Source organism: Ideonella azotifigens (genome assembly GCF_021043325.1).
In the GTDB taxonomy this organism is placed as follows: domain Bacteria; phylum Pseudomonadota; class Gammaproteobacteria; order Burkholderiales; family Burkholderiaceae_C; genus Ideonella; species Ideonella azotifigens.
The window spans coordinates 1-21,054 of sequence record NZ_JAJNKD010000030.1 but is presented as its reverse complement, the minus strand read 5'-3'; the positions used below and the strand labels follow the sequence as shown (position 1 = coordinate 21,054).

Here is a 21,054-nt window from a genome sequence, read left to right as displayed (position 1 = left end):
CGCGCAGAAAGAAGGGCGCCGGGCTTCAGCGCCCGTCCGGCCGCCGCGTGCCGGCGCGGGCCGCCTTCTTCTGCGCCTTCTCGGCCTGGGCGGCCTCGGCCTCGGCACGCCAGGCGGCAAAACCTTCCGGCGTCTCCAGCGTCACCCGGCCCAGCGCAGCCGAGCGGTAGTCGTTCAGCAGGGCTTCGGAGGCCTTCTGCATGCTGACCTTGCCGCCGCTCTGCACTGCACCGCGCGCACGGCCAATGCCGGCCAGCACGTCCTCGGACAGCATGCTGGCGACGTCCTGCAGCCGGTAGCGCGCTTCGAGCAGCGGCGCGTAGTCCGGCTGCAGCGTCTCGATCAGTTCCAGCGCCACTTCTTCCTCGTCGTAGGCATTGCGGCCGACCGAGCCGGCCGCTGCCAGGTGGTAGCCACTCTTGGGCACCAGGATCTTGGGCCACAGCATGCCGGGCGTGTCGTAGAGGTAGGCATCGCTGGCCAGCGAGATGCGCTGCTCGTTTTTCGTGATGCCGGCCTCGTCGCCGGTCTTGGTGGCCTTCTTGCCGACCAGCGTGTTGATCAGCGTGCTCTTGCCGACGTTGGGCACGCCGCAGATCAGCACCCGCAGCGGCTTGGCCATGCCGCCGCGGTTCGGTGCCAGCTCGCGGCAGGCGGCGGCCAGGCGCGCGGCCGGCGCGGCCTCGCTGGCGTCCAGCCCGATGGCGCGGGTCTCGGGCCTGGCGTTGAAGTGGTCCAGCCAGGCCACCGTGCGCGCGGGGTCGGCCATGTCCTGCTTGTTCAGCACCTTCAGCGCCGGCTTGGCCCCAGTCAGCTCGGCCAGCAGCGGGTTCTCGCTGGAGCCGGGCAGCCGCGCATCCAGCAGCTCGATCACCACGTCCACCCCCAGCTTCATGCGCTCGATGATGGCCTTGCGCGTGGCATGCATGTGGCCGGGGAACCAGTTGACGGACATGGGGAGAACCTTGGAACAGAAACGGGACCGGCCCGCGCTCGCGGCCGGCAACACCCATTGTCCCAGTTGTCAGCCATCAGCCGGCCAACGCCTTCATCTCCGCGTACAGATCGGCCTTGCCTTCGAAGCCGATGCCGGGCAGCTCGGGCAGCGTGACGTAGCCGTTGTCCACCTTCACGCCGTCGGGGAAGCCGCCGTAGGGCTGGAACAGGTCGGGGTAGCTTTCGTTGCCGCCCAGGCCCAGGCCGGCGGCGATCGCCAGCGACATCTGGTGCCCGCCGTGCGGCACGCAGCGCGCGGGCGACCAGCCGTTCTCCTTGAGCATGTCCAGCGTGCGCAGGTATTCGACGCAGCCGTAGCTCAGCGCGCAGTCGAACTGCAGCCAGTCGCGGTCGGGCCGCATGCCGCCGTAGCGGATGAGGTTGCGCGCGTCCTGCATCGAAAACAGGTTCTCGCCGGTGGCCATGGGCTTGGCGTAGTGCTGGGCCAGTTCCGCCTGCAGCGCGTAGTCCAGCGGGTCCCCGGCTTCCTCGTACCAGAACAGGTCGTACTGCGACAGCGCCTTGGCGTACTCGACGGCGGTCTTGATGTCGAAGCGGCCGTTGGCATCCACCGCCAGTTGCTGGCCTGGGCCCAGCAGCGTGAGCACGGTCTCGATGCGCGCCATGTCTTCCTTGAGCGAGGCGCCGCCAATCTTCTTCTTGACCACCGAATAGCCGCGGTCCAGGTAGCTTTGCATCTCGCGCTTCAGCCCTTCCAGGCCCTGGCCGGGCCAGTAGTAGCCGCCGGCTGCGTAGACGAACACCTTGCGGTTGGCCTGGCCGTTGCCATGGCGCTCGGCCAGCAGCTGGTAGAGCGGCTTGCCTTCGATCTTGGCCACGGCGTCCCACACGGCCATGTCGATGGTGCCCACGGCCACCGAACGCTCGCCGTGGCCACCTGGCTTTTCGTTGCTCATCATCGTGGCCCAGACCTTGTGCGGGTCCAGGTTCTCGCCCGTAACGTCGAGCAGGCTCGCGGGCTCGGCCTCCAGCAAGCGTGGGCGAAAGCGCTCGCGGATCAGCGCACCCTGGCCGTAGCGGCCATTGCTGTTGAAGCCGTAGCCAATGACTGGCTTGCCATCGCGGATGACATCGGTGACCACGGCCACCAGGCTCAGCGTCATCTTCGAGAAGTCGATGTAGGCGTTGCGGATGTTCGACTTGATGGGCTTGGTTTCTTCGCGGATGTCGATGATCTTCATGGCGTTTTCAGTCCTTGTTTCAAACGGTTCAGCGGGGCAGCGAGGCCCCGCCGCAGATGGCAATGTCCTGGCCGGTGATGGCGGCGGCGGCGGGCGACAGCAGGAACAGCACCAGTGCGGCAATCTCGTCGGGCTGGATCAGCCGGCCGATGGGCGGCAGCACCGGCGGCGCAGCCTGGCGGGCCGGGTCCTGGGTCATCGCGGTCTGCGTGGCCGCAGGCGAGACCACGTTGACGGTGACGCCTCGTGCCACCACCTCGGCGGCCCAGCTGCGCGCCAGCCCGGTGAGCGCCGCCTTGGTGGCCGCGTACTGGCTGCGCCCGGCCTTGCCTTGCGCCACGCGGCTGCCCACCAGCACGACGCGGCCACGGCCGGCCTCGGCCATGGCCGGCAGCAAGGCATTGGCCAGCCGCTCGGCGGCCCCCACATGCAGCTGCCACATCAGCGCGGCGTCGTCTGCCTGCAGCCTGCCCAGCGGGCCCACGCGCAGCACACCGGCCGCGTGCACCAGCGCGGCGGCGCCGGTCAGGCTTGCTGCTGCAGCGTCGGTGGCCGCGGCGTCGCTCAGGTCCACGCTCACGGACCGAAAGCGCGGGTGCGACAGCACGGGCGGCGCGAGGTCCAGCCCGGCCACCGTCCAGCCCGCTTCCAGCAGCGCCCTGCCGATGGCCAGGCCGATGCCCGAGCTGCTGCCGGTGAGCACCGCGAGCGGGGTGTCATTCGGCACGGATCTTCCCCTCGGTGATGATGCGCTGGGACAGCAGCATGTCCTCGTGCTGGAAGTGCGCAAAGTCCTCGATGGAGCCTGGCGTCAACAGCAGGCCCTGCGCCGGCAGCCGCTCGGGCATCTCGCCGGCCGTGAGGGCCTTGTTGACCTCGGCATTGAGCCGCGTGGCCATGTCCTTGGGCAGGCCGGCCGGGCCCCACAGGCCGTACCAGCTGTAGAACTCGTAGCCCGGCACCGTTTCGCCCACGGTGGGCAGCTCGGGCTGGCTGGCCAGCCGGTTCTTGGAGGTCACCGCCAGCACCTTCAGCTGGCCCGCCTTGGCAAACGGCACCGAGCCCAGAATGGGATCGATGAAGGCGTCGATCTGGCCGCCGATCAAGTCCTGGTAGGCCGGCGCCGAGCCCTTGTACGGCACGATCAGGTATTCCATCTGGCCCGCACGCCGCAGCAGCTCGGTGCTGAGATGGCCCGCCGAACCGGTGGAGCCAATCGCAAAGGTCAGCTTGCCGGGATTCTGCTTGCCGTAGGCCAGCAGGCCCTTGATGTCGTTGAAGGGCAAGTGCTTGTTGACCGAGACCGCCAGCGGCGCCTTGGCCACCAGCGCCAGCGGCGTGAAGTCCTTCACCACGTCGTAGACGGGGGTCTTCTGCGTCATCGGGGTGGTGGTGAAGGTGGACGCGGTGAACAGCAGCGTGTAGCCATCGGCCGGCGCACGCGCCACCATGCCCGCGCCCAGCGTGCCGGCGCCGCCAGGGCGGTTGTCAACGATCACCGTCTGGCCCAGCTGCTGCCCGAGCTTCTGGGCCAGCATGCGCCCCACCACGTCCAGCGTGCCACCGGGCGGGAACGGAATGATCATCGTGATCGGCTTGGCCGGCCAGGCCTGGGCCGAAGCCGTGCCGGCCACGCAGGCCAGCGCTGCCGCGGCCATCCCGCGGATGAATTGTTGGCGTTGCATCGTGTTGTCTCCTGATTTTTTGTCTGAGATCTCTGGCGCACCCGGCGCTGCCGCACTCAGCGCTGCAGCAGCCCCGCGTTGGCCAGCGCCGCGCGCAGCGCCGCCACTTCCGCATCGGTGGGCATCTCGGTGGGCGGGCGCACGGTGGGCGCGTCCAGCACGCCTGCCAGGTACATGCCCATCTTCATGCGGGCATGGGCCTCGCCGGTGGGCTCGCCGCCGCCGTACACGGCATCCTTGAGCGGCGTGATCAAGGCCTGCGCCGCCTGGGCCTTCTTCAGGTCGCCGGCCTTCACGGCTTCCCACAATTCGTGGATGAGGCCCGGGATGAAGGTGGCGAAACCCACCAGCGCGCCGTCCACGCCCTGCACCATGGAGGCCAGCAGGTACTCGTCGTGGCAGGTCAGGATGACCTTGCTCGGGTCTGCCTGGCGGATCGCGGCAATGTCGGCGGCGTACTTGTTCATGTCGCGCTGGCCCACCTTGAAGGCGGCCACGCTGGGCAGCTTCGCCAGCTCGGCCATGGTGGCCGTGCTGTACGAGGCACGGGTCCAGGCAGGGTAGACATGGGCCACCAGGTCCAGGCCCACCGAGGCAATGGCCTCGAAGTACTGCATCACATGGTCCGGCCGGAAGCCAAAACGCAGCCAGTGGTGCGGCGGCATCACGTCCAGCGCCTTGGCGCCGGCCTCGCGGGCCATGGCGGCCTGCTCCGTCGCATCGCGAATGCCTTCGCAGACGATGGACGAGATCACCGGCAGGCGCCCCTGCAGCTCGCTGGCGACAATGCGCGTGACCTCGGCACGCTCGCGCGGCAGCAGGGAGAACACCTCCCCGGTGTGGCCGTTGGTCATCACCGCCACCACACCGGGCTGGCCGGCCAGCCAGGACGCGTGCTTGCGCAGTGCGGGTTCGTCGATGCGGTGATCGCTGGTGAAGGGGCAGGCGATCGCGGGAATGATGCCGCGGTAGTTCGCAATGGTGGCCATGGGGCGTGTCTCCTGTTGAATAATCGCTGCCCATCTTGCGTGAGGCCGAAGCGGCTTGCCAATGCTGCTTCAGCCTTCTTCGATGCTCCCAAAGCACTGCCCATGAAGTCCCTTCGCTCACGTCGATCCCCCTGTCCGAGGGGCGCAGCGGCAGCTTGGTGTCGCCCCGCGAGGCCGGCATGAACTTCCTCTGGCTGGAAGACTTCCTGGCCCTGTCCGCCAGCGGCAATTTCTCGCGCGCGGCCGAAGAACGCCACATGACCCAGCCGGCCTTCAGCCGCCGGGTGCGGGCGCTGGAGGAATGGCTGGGCGTGGTGCTGTTCGACCGCAGCACCCAGCCCGCGACGCTGACCGAGACCGGCGAGTGGTTCCGCAGCGTCGCGCAGGACCTGATGACGCGGGTGCAGGGCCTGCCCGACCAGGCCCGCGGCGTGGCCGACGCGAGCGCCGCCACACTGCGCATCGCGGCCACCCACGCGCTGTCGTTCAGCTTCCTGCCCGGCTGGCTGCGCGCGCTGGAGGCCCGCATCGACGGCGGCCCGCGTCCGGTGCAGCTGATCAGCGACGTGATGCAGCAATGCGAGGCGCAGATGCAGCAAGGCCGCGTGCAGTTCCTGCTGTGCCACGCGCACGAACAGGTGCCCAGCCGGCTGGAGCCTTCCCAGCACCTGCATGCGGTGGTGGGGCGCGACGCGCTGCTGCCCGTGTCCGCACCCGCCCACGGTGGCCGCCCTCGCCACACGCTCGACGGCGCCCAGCTCCCCGCCGTGCCGCTGCTGGACTACAGCGCCGAATCCGGCATCGGCCGACTGGTGCACACGCTGCGCGCGGCCGACCTGGCCGCCGCCCACGCCCAGCCCGCGATGACGGCCCACCTCGCCACCGTGCTCAAGACCATGGCGCTGGACGGCCGCGGCGTGGCCTTCCTGCCGCACAGCCTGATGGCCGACGAGCTGGCGGACGGCCGCCTGGTGCAGGCCGGCGGCGAGCGCTGGCGCATCGAGGTGGAGATTCGCCTGTACCGCCGCGCACAGCCGCTGCCGCGCGCCGGCGAAGCCTTCTGGCGCGCAGTGGCGGCCAGCGCCGGTTGAAGACCCCGATGCGCGCCACCGACGCCCACACCGTCCTGCTGGTCAAGGCCATCGAGGAGACCGACAGCGCCGGTGCGCTGCTAAGCGAAGACCAGCGCCGCGACGCCAGCCGCCATGCCCGGGAGCGAGCCGACTGGGCACACGACGCCGTGAAGGCCCGGCAACCGGCCCGCGGCAGCGCGCGCGAGCAGGCCTTTGTGCTGGCCCGCGCGCAGCGCCTGTTGGGCGACCTGCTGGTGCGCCAGCCGCGGCTCGCGCTGCTGCTGCAGCCACCCGGCCTGGGCCTGCTGCTGGGCGGCGGCCTGCCGCTGGCCGCGCTGGCGCTGGGCCTGTTCGCGCAGCACGTGGCCGACCCGCATCATGTCAACCTGGTCTTCGCGCCGGCCTTGCTGGTGCTGGCAATCAACCTGTTCGTGTACCTGCTGCTGGCCGGCCGTGCGGTGCTGGCCGTCGCGCGCACCGGCAAGCCAAAGCCGCCCACCTCGCCGAGGCTGCAGCGCCTGGGCCGCTGGCTGGCGCCGCAGCCCATGCGGGGTTCTCGCGGCCTGCCGCCGTTGCTGCTGAACGCCTGGCTGCGCCACCAGGCCGAATGGCTGCAGCTCAGCGGCCCGGCGCTGGCCGCGCGCCTGGCGGCGCTGCTGCACACCTGCGCGGCGATGCTGGCGCTGGGCCTGATCGTCTCGCTCTACGTCGGCGGGCTGTTCCTCGAATACCGCGTGGGCTGGGAGTCCACCTTCCTCGGTGCCGAAGAGGTGCGCGCGCTGCTGGCCGCGCTGCAGTGGCCTTTCGGCTGGCTGACCGGCTGGGCGCCGCCCACGGTCGATCAGGTCGCTGCGCTGCGCTTTGACGCCACCACGCCGCCGTCCGTTGCGCAAGGGGCGCACTGGGTGCACCTGTACGCTGCGCTGCTGCTGGCCTTCGTGGTACTGCCGCGGCTGCTGCTGGCCGCCCTCGCCCACGCGCAGCGCCGCCACCGCGAGCGACGCGTGAAGCTGGACCTGCACGCGCCGTATTTCACCCAGCTGCTGACCGCCGAAGGCCTGGGCCTGAGCGGCGGCCGTGCGGTGCAGGTCGCTTGCCTGCCCTGCAGCCTCAGCCCTTCGCCCGCACTCGCCACCGCGCTGCCGGCCTGGGCCGAGGCCCGCTTCGGCCAGGGCAGCACGCTGAGCCTGCTGCCAGGGGCCGACCTGGCCCTGCCGCCGCGACAGGCGCTTGCGCCGCTGGCCGCCGTCGCCAGCCAACCCGGCCAGGCCTGCGTGCTGCTGTGCAGCCTGGCGACCACGCCCGAGCCCACGCCGCACGGCGCGCTGCTGGCCGCGCTGCAGCGGCTGGACCCGCAGGCCCGCGTGCTGCTGGAGGCCAGCGCCTACGTCGAGCGCCTGGGCGCGCAGGCCGGCGCCCAGCGCCTGCGCGAGCGCGAGCACCTGTGGCGCGAGTTCTGCCAGCGCCACGAACTGCGCTGCGAGCTGATCTGCCTGCAGCCCGTCGCCGCCGGCGTGTTCGACAGCCCGCTGTGGCCCGCCGCCACCGCCCCGGAAGCCAGGCCTTGAGCGCTGCACACCTCACGCTGGCCCTGGTCGGCCACACCAACGTCGGCAAGACCACGCTGGCCCGCACGCTGCTGCAGCGCGACGTGGGCGAGGTGCTGGACCGCGGCCACGTGACCACCACCACCGAGCGCCACGAATGGCTGCGCAGCGACGCGGGCGACACGCTGGCCCTGCTGGACACGCCCGGACTGGCCGACGCCGCCGCGCTGCTGCAGCGCCTGTCGCAAACCGGCTGGCGCCGCTGGTTGCAGCGCGAAGTCTCGGACCGACTGCAGGCTCCGCCCAATGGCCCGACCGAGCAGGCACTGCAAACGCTGGCCGGCCAGGCCGACGCGCTGCTGTACATCGTCAACGCCGCCGAACTGCCGCAGGACAGTGCCCACCTGCAGCCCGAGCTCGCCTTGCTGCGCTGGCTGGACAAGCCCACGCTGGTGTTGCTGAACCAGCTGGGCCCCGCAGGACCGCAAGGCCATGACGCCGCCGAGTTGCAGCGCTGGCAGGCCGCGCTGGCCGACTGTGCCTGCGTGCACGCCGTGCTGCCGCTGGACGCCTTCTGCCGCAGCCCGGCCGACGAAGCCGCGCTGCTGCAAGCCCTGCCCGCCGCGCTGCCGGCCCAGGCGCCGGCACTGCAGCGCCTTGCCGCCGTCTGGCAGGCCCGCAGCGACCAGCGCCGCGATGCCGGCCAGCACCAGCTCAGCACATTGCTCACAGATCTGGCCCAGCTCGCCGAACCGCTGGCCGCAACGCCGTCAAGCAGCTGGCGCGACGGCCTGGCCCGCGCCGTCGGCAGAGGCGCAAACCGCCAGAACGATGCCGGCGAAGAAGCGCTGCAGCGCCTGCTGCTGAAGGTCGAAGCCCTGGTCCAGGCCAACACCAGCGAACTGCTCGCGCTGCACAGCCTCGCCGGTCTGCCCACCCGCAAGGGCGAGACCAGCGCCACGTCGGTCGCCGCGGCGCTGGTCGCCCAGGTGCGCGAACGCCTGATGCGGCAGGAGCGGCCGGTCGATGGCAAAAAGCTGGGGCTTTGGGGCGGCGTGCTCAGCGGCGCCGCCACCGGCCTGGGTGCCGACCTGGCCGCAGGCGGCCTGACGCTGGGCGCCGGGGCGCTGATCGGCGCCGTGGTTGGCGCACTCGGCGGCGCCGGCCTGGCCCACGGCTTCAACCTCTACACCGGCCAGAACGGCCAGCCCGCCCGCGTTCGTCTCTCGGACGACGCGCTGCAGGAGCTCTTCGTCGCCGGCATGCTGCGCCACCGCGCCGTGACCCACTTCGGCCGCGGCCGCGGGCCTTACGCGGAAGGCGCGATGCCGGCCCATTGGCTGCCTGCGGCACAGGCCGCAGCAGCGCCACAGGCCGAAGCGCTGAAGGCCGTCTGGCCCACGCTGCGCGGCGAGTCCGCGGCTACTGAGCTGCCGGTGGCGCTGAAGCGGTTGCAGCAGTTGCATGGCGCAGCGGAGGACCGTTTCGACGCCGCGGGCCTTGCGGCGCGTGGTGACAGCGTGCTCGGATGAAAGCCGCCGTCCCGCATGGCCTGCGCCAGGTGCACGGCGCCAAGGCAGCGCCTGCCGGATCGGGCCAGCCCATGAAGCTTGTGGCGGTGCTGCTGGCCGTGCTGCCGCAAGTCGCGTTCGCGCACGGCGGCCCGACGGTGGGCATGTTCGCCGGCTTCATGCCGCTGCTGGCCTACCTGGGCCTTGCCCTGGCGTGGCTGAGGCATCAGACGCGGCTTCCGCTGTGGCTGGCTTTCACGGCTGCAGCCATGCTGTTCCTGGCATTGGGATGCGTCGCCTTCTTCCTGCCAGGCCTGCTGCCGATCTCGAACCAGCACCACGACTTGGCTTCGCTGTTGCTCAACGGTGCGCTCACCTTGGTGCTGGTCGGGACCGCTGTGAAGGTTCGCGCGCGAGCCAGGCGAAAGCGGTAGGACAGGCGCGCTACGCCTTGCCTGACGCCGCCTGCTGCGACAGCGCCAGCGCCAGGAAATCCACGAAGGCGCGCACCCGCGCGGCCAGTTGATGGCGCTGCGGGTAGACGGCGTGGATGTCGGCGTCGGGCGTCAGGCACTGCGGCAGCACGTGCACCAGGCGGCCGGCAGGTGCTGGAAGCGCTGCGCGACAAGGACGCGATCCTGTTCGGCTCGGCCGGCGACCCGCACATCCCCGACCACGTCACGCTGTGGGGCCTGCGCCTGAAGATCTGCCGGGGCTTCGACCAGTACGCCGCCACCGCGCGCGTGGCCAACCGCCCGGCCACACTGGACACCCTCGTCGCGACCAACCTGCATGCCGACATCCTGGGCGACCTGGCCGCCGCGCTGGCCGGCAGCCAGGGCATTCAGTGGATGCCGCCCCATCGGCTTGACCGGCGTCAAGCCAGGCCACACGGCGGCGTGCACAGTCTGGCCTTCATCACCTGAGGTCAGCCGATGGAACTTCTGAAGAGCCCAACCCGGTACCTCTTTTTCACCGGCAAGGGCGGCGTGGGGAAGACTTCCCTGTCCACCGCCACCGCATTGGCGCTGGCCGACAGCGGCAAACGCGTCCTGCTGGTCAGCACCGATGCGGCCTCGAACCTGGACGAGATGCTGGGCATCGCGTTGCGCAACACACCGGTGGCGGTGCCTGGCGCGCCAGGGCTGTCGGTGCTGAACATCGATCCGACCAACGCCGCCGAGTCCTATCGCGCGCGGGTGCTCGGCCAGATGGGCGACGGCGCGACAGCGGCCGAGCAGGCCACCGTGCGTGAGCAGCTCTCGGGCGCCTGCACCACCGAGATCGCCGCGTTCGACGAGTTCGCGGCCCTGCTGGCTGGCGACGGAGCCGACTTCGATCACGTGGTGTTCGACACCGCGCCCACCGGCCACACGCTGCGCCTACTGAGCCTGCCTCAGGCATGGAGCGGCTTTCTCGCCGGCAACGACCGGGGCGCTTCCTGCCTGGGTCCTCACTCGGGCCTGAAGATGCAGGAAACCCGCTTCCAGGCGGCGCTGGCCACGCTGCGGGACGCCAGCCGGACCACCGTGGTGCTGGTCACCCGCGCCGAGAGGGGCGCCGTGGCCGAAGCAGCGCGCACGGCCGAGGAGTTGCAGCTGCTGGGTTTGCAAAACCAGCGGCTGGCGATCAACGGTGTCTTTCACGCGCAGAACCGGCAGGACGCCGTGGCCCTGGCGATTGAGGGCGCCGGCCAGCAGGCATTGGACAGCATGCCGGCATCCTTGCGCGCCTTGCCGCAGGACCGCGTGCCGCTGCGCGCCTTCGACACCGTGAGCCTGCAAGCCCTGCGCGCACTGCTGACGGGCGAGCTGGCGCCAACAGGCCCGAACGCGCCAGGCCCCACGACCACACGCGCGGCGCCGCTGCCGGGCCTGGACCAGCTGGCAGACGAGCTTGCGGCGGGCAGCCACGGCCTGATCATGGTGATGGGCAAGGGAGGGGTCGGCAAGACCACGGTGGCCGCCGCGCTGGCGCTGGGCCTGATCAAACGGGGCAAGACCGTGCACCTGAACACCACCGATCCGGCGGCCCATCTGGCGGCCACGCTCATGGCTGAAGTGCCCGGACTGAGCGTGGACCGCATCGACCCCAAGACGGAGACCCAGCGCTACATCGACAAGGTCATGGCAGCGAAGTCACCCAGGCTGAATGCTGGTGAACAGGCCTTGCTGCTGGAGGACCTGCAATCGCCCTGCACCGAGGAAGTCGCCGTGTTCCACGCCTTCGCACGCGTCGTCAGCCAGGCGCGCAGCGAATTCGTCGTGCTGGACACGGCTCCCACCGGGCACTCGCTGCTGCTGATGGATGCCACCGGCGCTTACCACCGCGAAGCCTTGCGGCAGTTCGAAGGGCGCAACGCCGGCCATGTCTCCACGCCGCTCACACGGCTGCAGGATCCCGACTGGACCCAGGTGATCCTGGTGACCCTGCCGGAGGTGACCCCGGTGTCCCAGGCGGCCGCGCTTCAGGACGACCTGCGGCGCGCGGGCGTGGAGCCCTTCGCATGGGTGGTGAACCGCAGCATCCTGGCCTCCGGCACGCAGGACCCCTTGCTGCAGGCACGCATGGTGGGAGAACAGGTGCAGCTGGACAGGGTCGCCGGCGGGTTGGCCAAGCGGCTGTTCGCGATCCCGTGGCTGGCAACCCCGCCTGTCGGCCAGGCCGAGTTGGCAAAGCTCGCAGAGGGCTGAGCTGCCCGTCCGGTAGCGCGCCGTCGACCCGTCGCGAGGCCATGCCCCGACAAACCGCAGCGTCGAATCCACGGTGAAATATACCCAAGCCACCGTGATTTTTTCCGGCGGCTTTTTCTTTGCTGGTTGCGAGCAACGACGCCCAAAAGCAACTGCCCGGCAAAACTCAGGGGAAGCGACCGGCCTGTACCTTTGCGCATTTCCACGTTGGCCGAGGTAGAAACAGGTACATCCTCAATTCAGAGGTTGCTGCACCCCTCCCCCACCGCCGCAGAATATCGGCACTGACGGAGAAGTTCTCGTCCAAAACCCTGCAAAGCACTGACGGGTTCGGGACCTGCCGCCAGCGCCGGGCCATGCTGTATCGGCCATTTCAGACCAGACTCGTTGGGATCCCGCACCATTCGACCTGCCAGCCAACCGCCGCATGAGCGCGGGCGCGCCCATCGAGACTGACCTTCCTGCTCTTCTTCCCTGCTTCGGCCTTGGTTCTTCGATGACTTGAAATCGAACCATGCCCGATTTTCATCCATTGGATTCAACTGGAAAGGAATCCCCATGTCTGTTCTTGCTGACGCCATCAAGGCGCTGGACCCCACCCCGAATAAGACCACACAGCTGACCTTGTCGTTGAATCTGCTGAGCGAACTGGCCGAAAACAAGGCGCTCGAATTCGAGAACGATGTTTTCCGAAGCTACCTCACGGCCGGCACCCAGGAAAACAGGACGGCGCCCATCACCATGGTGATGGCCTCGCATTCCGAGTATCGAGCGTACGTGAAGGACGACGCCGGCAAAATTGCGACCGAGGTTTCCGGTGCGATCAAGAAATTCGTCTCGGGCGGCTCCGAGCAAATCATCAGCGGCATCGCGGACCTGGTCACCACCGGGCTCACGGCGATCCTGGGGGCAGGCCAGGCCACGCAGCAGGAAATGCACAGCTACTACATCACGGTCCAGTCCCGCGCACTGGTGCGCTACGACATCATGGCCTGGCGGCGCCTTGTGGAGGCAGAGGGCATCACCTCCCAGATCCAGAGCTGCATGGCGGTCTACGCCTCCAAGGCCAGCATCGACGTGGCCTCGCTGGACCTGAACACATTCCTGCTCGCCTACGAGGACCAGCTCTACAAGATGGGCTTCTCCGAGAAGGAGAACATCGAGTACATCGACTACGCAGAGTCGGTCTACAACAAGCTGATCGGCGCCAGCCGCGCCAATGCCGGCTCTGCCACCCGCGGCCCTGCCACGCTCGGCACGGCCAAGCCGGTGCCCAGCCGGCCCGGCGAGTTGCTGTTCCTGCCCATGATGCCCACGCCGCAGCGCACCCACAGAAACTCGCCGGGCCGTCGCGCATGAGCACGCTGCGCCGCCGAATGCAGGCCTGAGCCATGCCCGGCGGCGCAGGCGGACTTCACCCCGGCAAGGTGCCGTCAGGTCTTGGCACGCCTTCAATGCGCCGCAGCGTCACGTTCAGCCGCCCGCCTTCGGCCAGCAGCGCCGAGCTGCCGAAGCGGATTCGGTCCACGCCGTGGAACAGCAGCCGGCCAGCGCCGCCAAACCAGACCACGTCGCCGCTGTGCAGGTCCAGGCGCTGCAGCGGCGCATTGCGCGCCAGCCCGCCCACCGCAAACCGCGCATCGTCGCCCAGCGAAACCGACACCACCGGCCCGCCGAGGCTCACCGCGTCCTTGTCCTGGTGCAAGCCCAGCCTGGCCTTGGCGTCGTAGTAATTGATCAGGCACTGGTTCGGCGGCCGCGCCTCGCCGGTCGCCTCGGCCCACAGCCGCAGCAGCCGCTCGGGAATCGCCGGCCACGCATGACCCGTCACCGGATGCGTGCGCTGGTAGCGGTAGCCACCGACCTTGTCCGTCACCCAGCCCCAGGTGCCGGCGCCGCTCATGCGCACGCTGAGCGGCGCGCCGCTGCGTGGCATGGCTTGCTGGAACAGCGGCGCCTCGGCGAGCAGCTGGCGCAGTTCGGCCAGCAGAGCGGCCTGCTCGGCAGCATCGAAATGGCCCGGCAGGAAGTGGAAGCCGGCCGGCAGCGGCGCGGGCTCGAAGCCGGGCAGCAAAGGTGCGTCGTCAAGGTGCTGTGGCATGGGCCTGCCAGTGTGGCACCAGCCGCGCGCACCAACCCGCCCTCTTCGGCGACACCCGATTCATCCAGCGCGCAGGCGACGTGAACGTCCGGGGGATGATGGTGAGTTGACTCTCCGCAACTTTATGGATCATGGGTCTCCTCTTTGGTGGCACAGTCGGCGTGTCATCGCTCAAGCCGACCGGCGCCCCGTGCCATGCAGACGCCAGACCGACAACGACGTCGACATTCCACCCTTGTGTCTCGGCAAGAGCATCGCTTGAGCGTGCGGCACTCAATCCCGTGATGGATCCACTCTGCAAAGGTCTGGCGCTTTCGCACGCGGGGCACGCAGGCGCGATGACGCTGTTGCGTGAGGCGCATGCGCGATCGCTCGAACTGCACGACGAGCGCGGCGTGCTGACAAGCGCCGCTGCATTGGTGCTGACCAGCCACACGGTGGGCAATTTCAGGGACATGGCGGAGATGCTGAAGCACGTTGCGGCGCTCAAGCAGCCCGCACTGGCGCTGCCGGCACCCGACGATGAACTGCTGGTCCGCACGGCGCTGCTGATCGGCCAGCTGTATGTCGATCTCGACGACCCGGATACCGACGCCAACGTGGCACGGTTGCTGGCGTTGCTGGAGCAACCCGGCGGCCTGGACGTGAACCTGCGGCTGGCGGCGGCCCGCATCCTGCTGTACTTCGTCGAGCCGCGCGAACTGCGCGAACTGGGACTGCGTGTCAATGCACTCGTGCTTCCCCACCTGACGGACACCACACTCCAGCCGCACCGGCACGGCCAGTGGCTGCTGCGCTGGCGGAGCTGCGCTGGCTATGCAAAAGACCCGTTGCAGGAGGCTGCCGCCACCGAGTCGGCACGCGCGCTGGCCGAACGCCACGGGCTTCGCGACGTGCGGTTCACGCTGGCCTTCGACGAGGTCGGCCACAGCCTGAACGGCGGTGACCTGCGGCGCGCGGAACGTGCACTGGCCGAAGCCGAGACGCTGGTCGATCCTGGCAGCCTGCGTGAACTGATGCTGCTCGATGTGACGCGGATGCGCGTCGCACTCATCAAGGGCCAGGTCGACGACGCGCTGTTCCGCGCCGTCCGCGCCCGCAAACTCGCAGTCGAGCTGCAATGCCCAGGGCCGATGCTGGGTGCCTACATCGTCAACGAGGCCAGCGTGCGACTGCTGCTGAACGACGGCATCGGCGCGCGGCGCCAGATGGAAGAGGCGATTCCGCTGCTGCCCCCTGGCTTCGCCCAGGAAGTTCGCGAGATGATCGCGGCGATGCTGGCATCCGAGGCGCTGGACCGCGGCGATCCGCGGGGGCGCGAGATGATGGCGTCGGTCTGGTCCGGTCTGCGCGAGCGCCAGTTCTACGACAGTTTCGACGGCCACCCGGCGTTCAAGGCCCGCATCTGCATGCAGGCGCTGGAGCAGCGGATCGAGGTCGAGTTCGTCACCAGCGTCATCCGGAAATGCGGGTTGGCGCCGCCGGCGAACGCACCCGAAACCTGGCCGTGGCGGCTGCGCCTGTACGCCCTCGGACGCTTTGAGGTCCAGCGCGACGGCGTGCCGCTCAGCGCGGAAGGCAAAGGTCAGCGCAAACCGATGGAGTTGCTTCGAGCGCTGATCGCCCACGGCGCCACCAGCCGCGAGCGGGGCCTGCCCACCGGCGAGCTGATCGACCTGCTGTGGCCCGACCTGGAAGCGGAGGCGCCGAAGGCATCGTTCGACATGACGCTGATGCGCCTGCGCAAGCTGCTGCAGGTCGACGGGGCGTTGACGCTTGCCGAAGGACGGCTGTGGCTAGACCCGGCCCTGGTCTGGTGCGACGTCACGGCATTCGAACGCGACTGCGATGCGTTGACCGCGCTGCCCGAGGCGCCCGGCGCGGAGGCCGAGCTGAGCGCGGCGGCGCGGCGACTCAGACTGCGTCGGGACCTGCGTCTGTTTGGCAGCACCAGCGTGGAAGGCTGGGCCGTTCTCGCGCGAGAGCGCCTGGCGACGCGCTTCGCGAACGCGATCACGGCGTACGGCGGCCACCTGGAGGAGCAGGCGGCCTGGATCGCCGCGATCGCACTCTACGGGCACGGTGCCACCGAGGATCCACTGGTGGAGCCCTTCTATCGCGGCCTGATGCGCAGCCACCTCGCACTCGACCAGCCGGCAGCGGCGATGCGCAGCTTCCAGCGCTGCCGCGAGCTGCTTGCCAACGTACTCGGGGTGCCGCCTTCCCGCGAAACGCTGGCCCTGCTCGCAAGCATCCCGCAAGCCTGACACCGGAGCCACGATGAGCCCGCAACAGATCGAACTGGTCCGCCTCAGCTGGCAGCAGGTCTTCCCGCTGCGCGAAACCGCCGCACAGATGTTCTATGAGCGGCTTTTCGAGCTGGATCCGTCGCTGCGACCCCTGTTCAAGGCCGATCTGTCGCAGCAAGCCGCAAAGTTGTTCGACACCTTGAACGCCTTGGTGGCGTCGCTCGGAGAGAACGGCGCCCTCGAAACAGTGGCGGGCCCTCTGCGGCGCAGCCACGCGGGCTTCGCGGCGACGCCGGCGCATTACGAGGCGGTCGGCGCAGCCCTGATGTGGACGCTGCAGGCGAGCGTTGGCAAGGCTTTCACGACGTCGACGCGGGCCGCCTGGCGCGAGGCGTACGCGCAGCTGTCCTCAGCGATGCAAGTGGATCGCGGCGCTGCCGCTGCCGCTGCCGCTGCCCGCTGAACGCTGAACGCTGAACGCTGGAAGCGCCCCCTAAAAGAAGGGGACGCCTGTTAGTCATCGGTTAGCGGCTGTCCAGGCCGGTCGCCGGATCATTCGTGCACTGCGCAAAAGCAGCCACTGAACCGATCCGACACCCCTCCTGAAAGACCACCGTCCATGACCTCCTTCCGCACCCCCATCGTTGCCTCGTTTGTCGCTGCAGCAGCGCTCTCGACCTTTGTCGCGCCGGCCCGCGCCACCGATTTCGGCCATCACCCGGCGGCCACGAAGGCGCGGGCCGCCGATGCCGAGTTCGACCCGTCGACCTTCATGCCCGGGCACCCCGCCCGTGGCGCGGCTGGGCAGGCGGCGCATGCCAATTTCGAGCATCCGGCGCTGGCGACGTATCGCGCAGGTCAACTGCCGCACACCGATCCGAACACGTTCATCGTGCAACCTCCGGCCACCACCGCGTGGATCGTCGTCGACTCTCCGACCATCCTCGCCATGCAGCAGCGTTGAAGCGATCCGCGCCCAACACCCGCACCGACACCACCCGGAATCGATCCATGACCACTCTCGACACCTCCACCATCGAGCTCGTCCGCACCAGCTGGGCGCTCGTCGCGCCGAGCCAGCCCGAGGTCGCTTCGCAGTTCTACCGCCATCTCCTGCGGCTCGACCCATCGCTCGCGCCGATGTTCGGCGGTGACATGACGGTGCAGGGCCAGCGGCTGATGAGCATGATCGGCGCCGCCCTGACCCTTCTGGACCAACCCGAGCAGCTGATGCCGGTGCTGCGCAGCCTTGGCGCTCGCCATCTCGGCTATGGGGTGCAAGACTCGCACTACCCGGTGGTGGCCGAAGCACTGTTTCAAACGCTCCACGACGGACTGGCCTGCGCCTTCACCGAGGACGTGCGCGCGGCGTGGACCTCGGTCTACAGCATGCTCGCCAACGAAATGATGAGCGGCGCAGCAGCTGAACGCCTGCGCGATCACTCCCGGCAGCAGGTGGAGGCGTCATGAAGGTCTCGTCTATCGTTGCGACGCGTCGTCCTGTGTCTCGTCTCGTCTTCGGCCGCGTTGCCGTGCTGGCCCTCTTGATCGCGCTCGCCGTCCTGGTGTGGCACCAGAGACCCGCCATTGCGCAGACAGTCTCGGTGCCGCCAGCCTCGCAGGCCTCCTCCCGCGCCGATTCAAAAAATCTGCCCCTCGAATTTTGGATGTTGTGATGCTGGCGTGGCGATGCGGTGGTCGCCGACCGCGCGCACCGATCCGCCGCCCATCGAGCAACCCTTCACCCGCGGTGAGGACACCGTCATTCGACAGCCGCAGGCTCGTTCTCCGTGTGCCGATCAGGCTCCGTGGTGCGGAGGATTTCGTTCAGAACGGACGTGGCGTAGTTGCCTGCAGGCAAAGAGAACGTGAGCACCAGTTGACCGGCTTGCGGCCATTCCCATGAAATGTCCACCGGCCCGGCCACCAGCGCGCGGCGCGCCTGATCCAGACCGGCGTGTTCCATGCCGTCGCACAAGCTGGCGTGACGTTCGGCCACGCCGTTCTCCAGGGCCTGCGCCTGATCGGTGGTGCTCACGCGGCCCCGTCCCCAGAGCGACCCGGTGGGCCCGCCCGCCTCGTCCATCACGTCGCCGGGCAGGGTCTTGCCCCAGAGTCCCTGCTGAATGCGCAGCGCCAGCATGGCCCGTCCCTGCTCGACCTTGCCGCCCTCGAAGCCGAAACGCTGAGCGCCAAGTAGTTGGGCACGCCATGTGATGCAACGGCCTTGAGACCGTTCTCCAAGGCGTCGCGGTCACCGGTCAAGTCACGCAGCACAGCGCAGCCAGTGATTCACTCCCTGCCCGCATGCCTTGACGAGGCGTCCACAGATGCGGCCTCGCATGGGAACCGTTGCGCGCTCCTACAGGTGGCTTCCGGGCGGCAACGACAACGCGCGGGAGTCCGGGCTCGGTCAGCGTCCGGTCCACGTCGTCGGATGCAGCCATGGCAGAAGCCAACCCGGTATTCGGCGTGAACTTGCTTGAGGCTCAATGAACCCGCAGCACCTCAAACCGCTGTCGGATTGGAGCGACCTGTATCGACACCTCATCGCCCTCGCATTTACCCAGCATGGCCCTGCTCAACGGGGCTTCGCTGCTGATGACCTGAACGAGCTGAGCGCCGCTGACCAACTTCATGCTGCCCCCATCCGGGCCGAGAAAGAGCTGTTGCTGCTTGTCGTCGGAATCGACCAGGAGGACCAGCGCGCCGAGCTGTATGCCTTTGCTGGCGTCGTAGGGGCGCGGGCGGAATTGGCGCCAGTTGACCATCGCCTGGCGGATGGCTTCGGCGCGACGCGCTTGGCCGGTGGCCAGGTATGCGGCTTCGAGACCCAATGTGTCGTACTTGTTTTCGGCGATGTTTTCCTCGTGAGTTGCCGATTCATGGGCCGCCCGCGCTGCCTGTTCGGCCTGCAGCAGATCCTCGGCGAGACGTTCCAGCACCTGCTGCTGCAGCAAGAATTTATCCATGATGAGAGGTAGGCATCTCGAACAAGCGGGAGTCGGGGCTCAATTGTGAAGGGATCCACCAGCAGGGCAATTGCATGAGACCGCCGTCAATCGATTTCATGGCAAAGGAAGCACACCCGTGCTTCCCAGCCTCGGGCCAGCAACGCTTCGTGGACCACTAGAACCAAAGTCTCAGGCCGCTGGTTTGCTGCGGCTGGACTTCTTGGCGGGCGCTTTCTTGGCCGCCGTCGTCTTGGCCGGGGCTTTGCGCCGCGGTGGCGCAAGTTCGGTCGGGTCATCCATCGGTGGCGCGTCCACCCGCAATTCCGGCAGATCGCTGGCCCGCCAGTAGCGGGGCACCCAAGGCCAGGGCTGCAAGGGCTCGTCGCCATCGATGTAGCGCACCATGTCGACGATGGGGCCCTGGCCCATCCAACGGCCGCGCGGGTCTTGGCGGAAGTCCAGCGTGACCCAGTTGTCCGGGGCGGGGACGTCCGTTGCAGGCTGGGACTTCAACATGCCCTGGCGCTCGCCGCCGCGCAGGCGCAGCAGTTCGCGCCCTTGTGCCGACCACAGGCGCACGCTGCCGTCATCCCCCGCACTGGCCAGCCAACGGCCATCGGGGCTGAACGCGACGCTCCAAACCCGGCCTTCGTGGCCTTGCAACACGCGCAGTGCCTGGCCGCTGGCCGCGTCCCACAGCCGCACGCTGCCGTCATCCCCCGCGCTGGTCAGCCTGCGGCCATCGGCGCTGAACGCGACGCTCCGAACCCCGTCTTCGTGGCCTTGCAACACGCGCAGCGCCTCGCCGCTGGCCGCATCCCACAGCCGCACGCTGCGATCATCCCCCGCGCTGGCCAGCCAGCGGCCATCGGGGCTGAACGCGACGCTCTGAAACCAGCTTAGTTGGCCTTGCAGAACCCGCAGCACCTGGCCGCTGGCCGCGTCCCACAGCCTTACGCCGCCGTCGAACCCAGCGCTGGCCAGCCAGCGGCCATCGGGGCTGAACGCGACGCTCCAAACCCAGCCTTCGTGGCCTTGCAACACACGCAGCGCCTCGCCGCTGGTCGCGTCCCACAGGTGCACGCTACCGTCACTCCCCGCGCTGGCCAGCCTGCGGCCATCGGGACTGAACGCAACGCTCTGAACCCTGCCTTCGTGGCCTTGCAGCACGCGCAGCGCCTCGCCGCTGGCCGCGTCCCACAGCCACACGCTGCCGCCCCCCCCCGCGCTGGCCAGCCAGCGGCCGTCGGGACTGAACGCAACGCTCTGAACCCCGTCTTCGTGGCCTTGCAACACGCGCAACACCTGCCCGCTGGCCGCGTCCCACAGCCGCACGCTGCTGTCACTCCCCGCACTGGCCAGCCAGCGGCCATCGGGGCTGAACGCGACGCTCTGAACCCAGCCTTCGTAGCCTTGCAGCACGCGCAACACCTGCCCGCTGGCCGCGTCCCACAGACGCACGCTGCCGTCTTTCCCCGCGCTTGCCAGCCAGCGGCCATCGGGGCTGAATGCAACGCTCGGAACCCAGCCTGCCTGGCCTTGCAGCACGCGCAGCGCCTCGCCGCTGGTCGCGTCCCACAGGTGCACGCTACCGTCACTCCCTGCGCTGGCCAGCCAGCGGCCATCGGGGCTGAATGCGACGCTCTGAACCTCGCCTTCGTGTCCTTGCAGCACGCACAGCGCCTGGCCGCTAGCCGCGTCCCACAGCCGTACGCCGCCGTCCCCCCCTGCGCTGGCCAGCCAGCGGCCATCGGGGCTGAATGCGACGCTCTGAACTCCGCCATCGTGGCCTTGCAGCAGGCGCAGCGCTTGGCCGCGGGCCGCGTCCCACAGCCGCACGCTGCCGTCATCCCCCGCGCTGGCCAGCCAGCGGCCATCGGGGCTGAATGCGACGCTCTGAACTCCGCCATCGTGGCCTTGCAGCACGCGCAGCGCCTGGCCGCTGGCCACGTCCCACAGCCGCACGCTGCCGTCATCCCCCGCGCTGGCCAGCCAGCGGCCATCGGGGCTGAACGCGACGCTCAGAACCAAGCTTTCGTGGCCTTGCAGCACGC

General features: G+C 69.1%; 20 protein-coding genes and 2 pseudogenes. 12 read left to right on the top strand and 10 right to left on the bottom strand.

What is annotated here, in order from left to right; all coding sequences use genetic code 11:
• Positions 1-25: 25 nt before the first annotated feature.
• From ylqF to LRH25_RS32020, 5 genes are all read right to left on the bottom strand, one after another.
• Positions 26-955: a ribosome biogenesis GTPase YlqF gene (ylqF, locus tag LRH25_RS32040; protein ID WP_231013241.1), complete on the bottom strand. Its 930-nt coding sequence runs from the start codon at positions 953-955 to the stop codon at positions 26-28.
• A 76-nt stretch (positions 956-1,031) separates the two neighbouring features.
• Positions 1,032-2,198: a mandelate racemase/muconate lactonizing enzyme family protein gene (locus tag LRH25_RS32035; protein ID WP_141291788.1), complete on the bottom strand. Its 1,167-nt coding sequence runs from the start codon at positions 2,196-2,198 to the stop codon at positions 1,032-1,034.
• A 28-nt stretch (positions 2,199-2,226) separates the two neighbouring features.
• Positions 2,227-2,925, bottom strand: coding sequence for an SDR family NAD(P)-dependent oxidoreductase (locus LRH25_RS32030; protein ID WP_231013240.1), 699 nt, complete (start codon positions 2,923-2,925; stop codon positions 2,227-2,229).
• Positions 2,915-3,883: a Bug family tripartite tricarboxylate transporter substrate binding protein gene (locus LRH25_RS32025; RefSeq protein ID WP_141291092.1), complete on the bottom strand. Its 969-nt coding sequence runs from the start codon at positions 3,881-3,883 to the stop codon at positions 2,915-2,917. Before LRH25_RS32025 ends, LRH25_RS32030 begins: the two co-directional genes overlap by 11 nt.
• A gap of 56 nt (positions 3,884-3,939) precedes the next feature.
• A complete protein-coding gene (locus tag LRH25_RS32020) occupies positions 3,940-4,872 on the bottom strand; it encodes a dihydrodipicolinate synthase family protein (protein ID WP_141291091.1) in 933 nt (310 codons plus the stop codon).
• Between the two features lie 179 nt (positions 4,873-5,051).
• On the opposite strand from LRH25_RS32020, the gene LRH25_RS32015 reads away from it, so the two are divergent.
• From LRH25_RS32015 to LRH25_RS32000, 4 genes are read left to right on the top strand one after another with little or no spacing between them, the layout of a single operon-like run.
• Positions 5,052-5,963: a LysR substrate-binding domain-containing protein gene (locus tag LRH25_RS32015; RefSeq protein ID WP_231013238.1), complete on the top strand. Its 912-nt coding sequence runs from the start codon at positions 5,052-5,054 to the stop codon at positions 5,961-5,963.
• Between the two features lie 8 nt (positions 5,964-5,971).
• Positions 5,972-7,513, top strand: a complete 1,542-nt coding sequence (locus LRH25_RS32010) for a DUF2868 domain-containing protein (RefSeq protein ID WP_231013236.1) — start codon at positions 5,972-5,974, stop codon at positions 7,511-7,513.
• Positions 7,510-9,024: a DUF3482 domain-containing protein gene (locus tag LRH25_RS32005; RefSeq protein WP_231013234.1), complete on the top strand. Its 1,515-nt coding sequence runs from the start codon at positions 7,510-7,512 to the stop codon at positions 9,022-9,024. Before LRH25_RS32010 ends, LRH25_RS32005 begins: the two co-directional genes overlap by 4 nt.
• Positions 9,021-9,437 (top strand): hypothetical protein, encoded by a 417-nt coding sequence (locus tag LRH25_RS32000; protein WP_141287305.1) that lies wholly within the window; start codon positions 9,021-9,023, stop codon positions 9,435-9,437. The genes LRH25_RS32005 and LRH25_RS32000 overlap by 4 nt, the downstream gene beginning before the upstream one ends.
• 10 nt (positions 9,438-9,447) lie before the next feature.
• On the opposite strand, the pseudogene LRH25_RS31995 reads toward LRH25_RS32000, so the two are convergent.
• A pseudogene (locus LRH25_RS31995) lies at positions 9,448-9,603 on the bottom strand (LysR family transcriptional regulator); the annotation flags it as partial.
• 8 nt (positions 9,604-9,611) lie between these two features.
• Here LRH25_RS31995 and LRH25_RS31990 point away from each other — a divergent pair.
• From LRH25_RS31990 to LRH25_RS31980, 3 genes and pseudogenes are all read left to right on the top strand, one after another.
• Positions 9,612-9,920: pseudogene (locus tag LRH25_RS31990) on the top strand (hypothetical protein); the annotation flags it as partial.
• Positions 9,921-9,938: 18 nt separating this feature from the next.
• On the top strand, positions 9,939-11,696 hold the full coding sequence (gene arsA / locus LRH25_RS31985) for an arsenical pump-driving ATPase (protein ID WP_141287304.1): 1,758 nt from the start codon (positions 9,939-9,941) through the stop codon (positions 11,694-11,696).
• A gap of 558 nt (positions 11,697-12,254) precedes the next feature.
• Positions 12,255-13,055, top strand: coding sequence for a hypothetical protein (locus LRH25_RS31980; RefSeq protein WP_141287303.1), 801 nt, complete (start codon positions 12,255-12,257; stop codon positions 13,053-13,055).
• 55 nt (positions 13,056-13,110) lie between these two features.
• On the opposite strand, the gene LRH25_RS31975 is transcribed toward LRH25_RS31980, so the two are convergent.
• A complete protein-coding gene (locus LRH25_RS31975; protein ID WP_141287302.1) occupies positions 13,111-13,797 on the bottom strand; it encodes an alpha-ketoglutarate-dependent dioxygenase AlkB in 687 nt (228 codons plus the stop codon).
• Positions 13,798-14,135: 338 nt separating this feature from the next.
• Here LRH25_RS31975 and LRH25_RS31970 point away from each other — a divergent pair, with 338 nt between their 5' ends.
• The 5 genes from LRH25_RS31970 to LRH25_RS31950 all read left to right on the top strand — a co-directional run bounded on the left by LRH25_RS31970 (position 14,136) and on the right by LRH25_RS31950 (position 17,722).
• Positions 14,136-16,064, top strand: coding sequence for an AfsR/SARP family transcriptional regulator (locus LRH25_RS31970; protein WP_141287301.1), 1,929 nt, complete (start codon positions 14,136-14,138; stop codon positions 16,062-16,064).
• A 13-nt stretch (positions 16,065-16,077) separates the two neighbouring features.
• Positions 16,078-16,509, top strand: coding sequence for a globin domain-containing protein (locus LRH25_RS31965; RefSeq protein ID WP_141287300.1), 432 nt, complete (start codon positions 16,078-16,080; stop codon positions 16,507-16,509).
• Positions 16,510-16,665: 156 nt separating this feature from the next.
• Entirely contained in the window at positions 16,666-17,010 is a 345-nt protein-coding gene (locus tag LRH25_RS31960) for a hypothetical protein (RefSeq protein ID WP_141287299.1), read from the top strand.
• A 47-nt stretch (positions 17,011-17,057) separates the two neighbouring features.
• Positions 17,058-17,516 carry a globin domain-containing protein gene (locus LRH25_RS31955; protein WP_141287298.1) on the top strand — a complete coding sequence of 153 codons (459 nt, stop codon included), beginning with the start codon at positions 17,058-17,060 and terminating at the stop codon, positions 17,514-17,516.
• Positions 17,513-17,722, top strand: coding sequence for a hypothetical protein (locus LRH25_RS31950; protein WP_141287297.1), 210 nt, complete (start codon positions 17,513-17,515; stop codon positions 17,720-17,722). Before LRH25_RS31955 ends, LRH25_RS31950 begins: the two co-directional genes overlap by 4 nt.
• An 86-nt stretch (positions 17,723-17,808) precedes the next feature.
• Here the strand turns inward: LRH25_RS31950 and LRH25_RS31945 are convergent, their stop codons facing one another.
• The 3 genes from LRH25_RS31945 to LRH25_RS31935 all read right to left on the bottom strand — a co-directional run.
• Entirely contained in the window at positions 17,809-18,189 is a 381-nt protein-coding gene (locus LRH25_RS31945; protein ID WP_141287296.1) for a tRNA pseudouridine(13) synthase TruD, read from the bottom strand.
• 346 nt (positions 18,190-18,535) lie between these two features.
• Positions 18,536-19,018, bottom strand: a complete 483-nt coding sequence (locus LRH25_RS31940; RefSeq protein ID WP_141287295.1) for a GreA/GreB family elongation factor — start codon at positions 19,016-19,018, stop codon at positions 18,536-18,538.
• 171 nt (positions 19,019-19,189) lie between these two features.
• The coding region (locus LRH25_RS31935) for a WD40 repeat domain-containing protein (RefSeq protein ID WP_259374230.1) at positions 19,190-21,054 on the bottom strand (1,865 nt) is incomplete at its 5' end.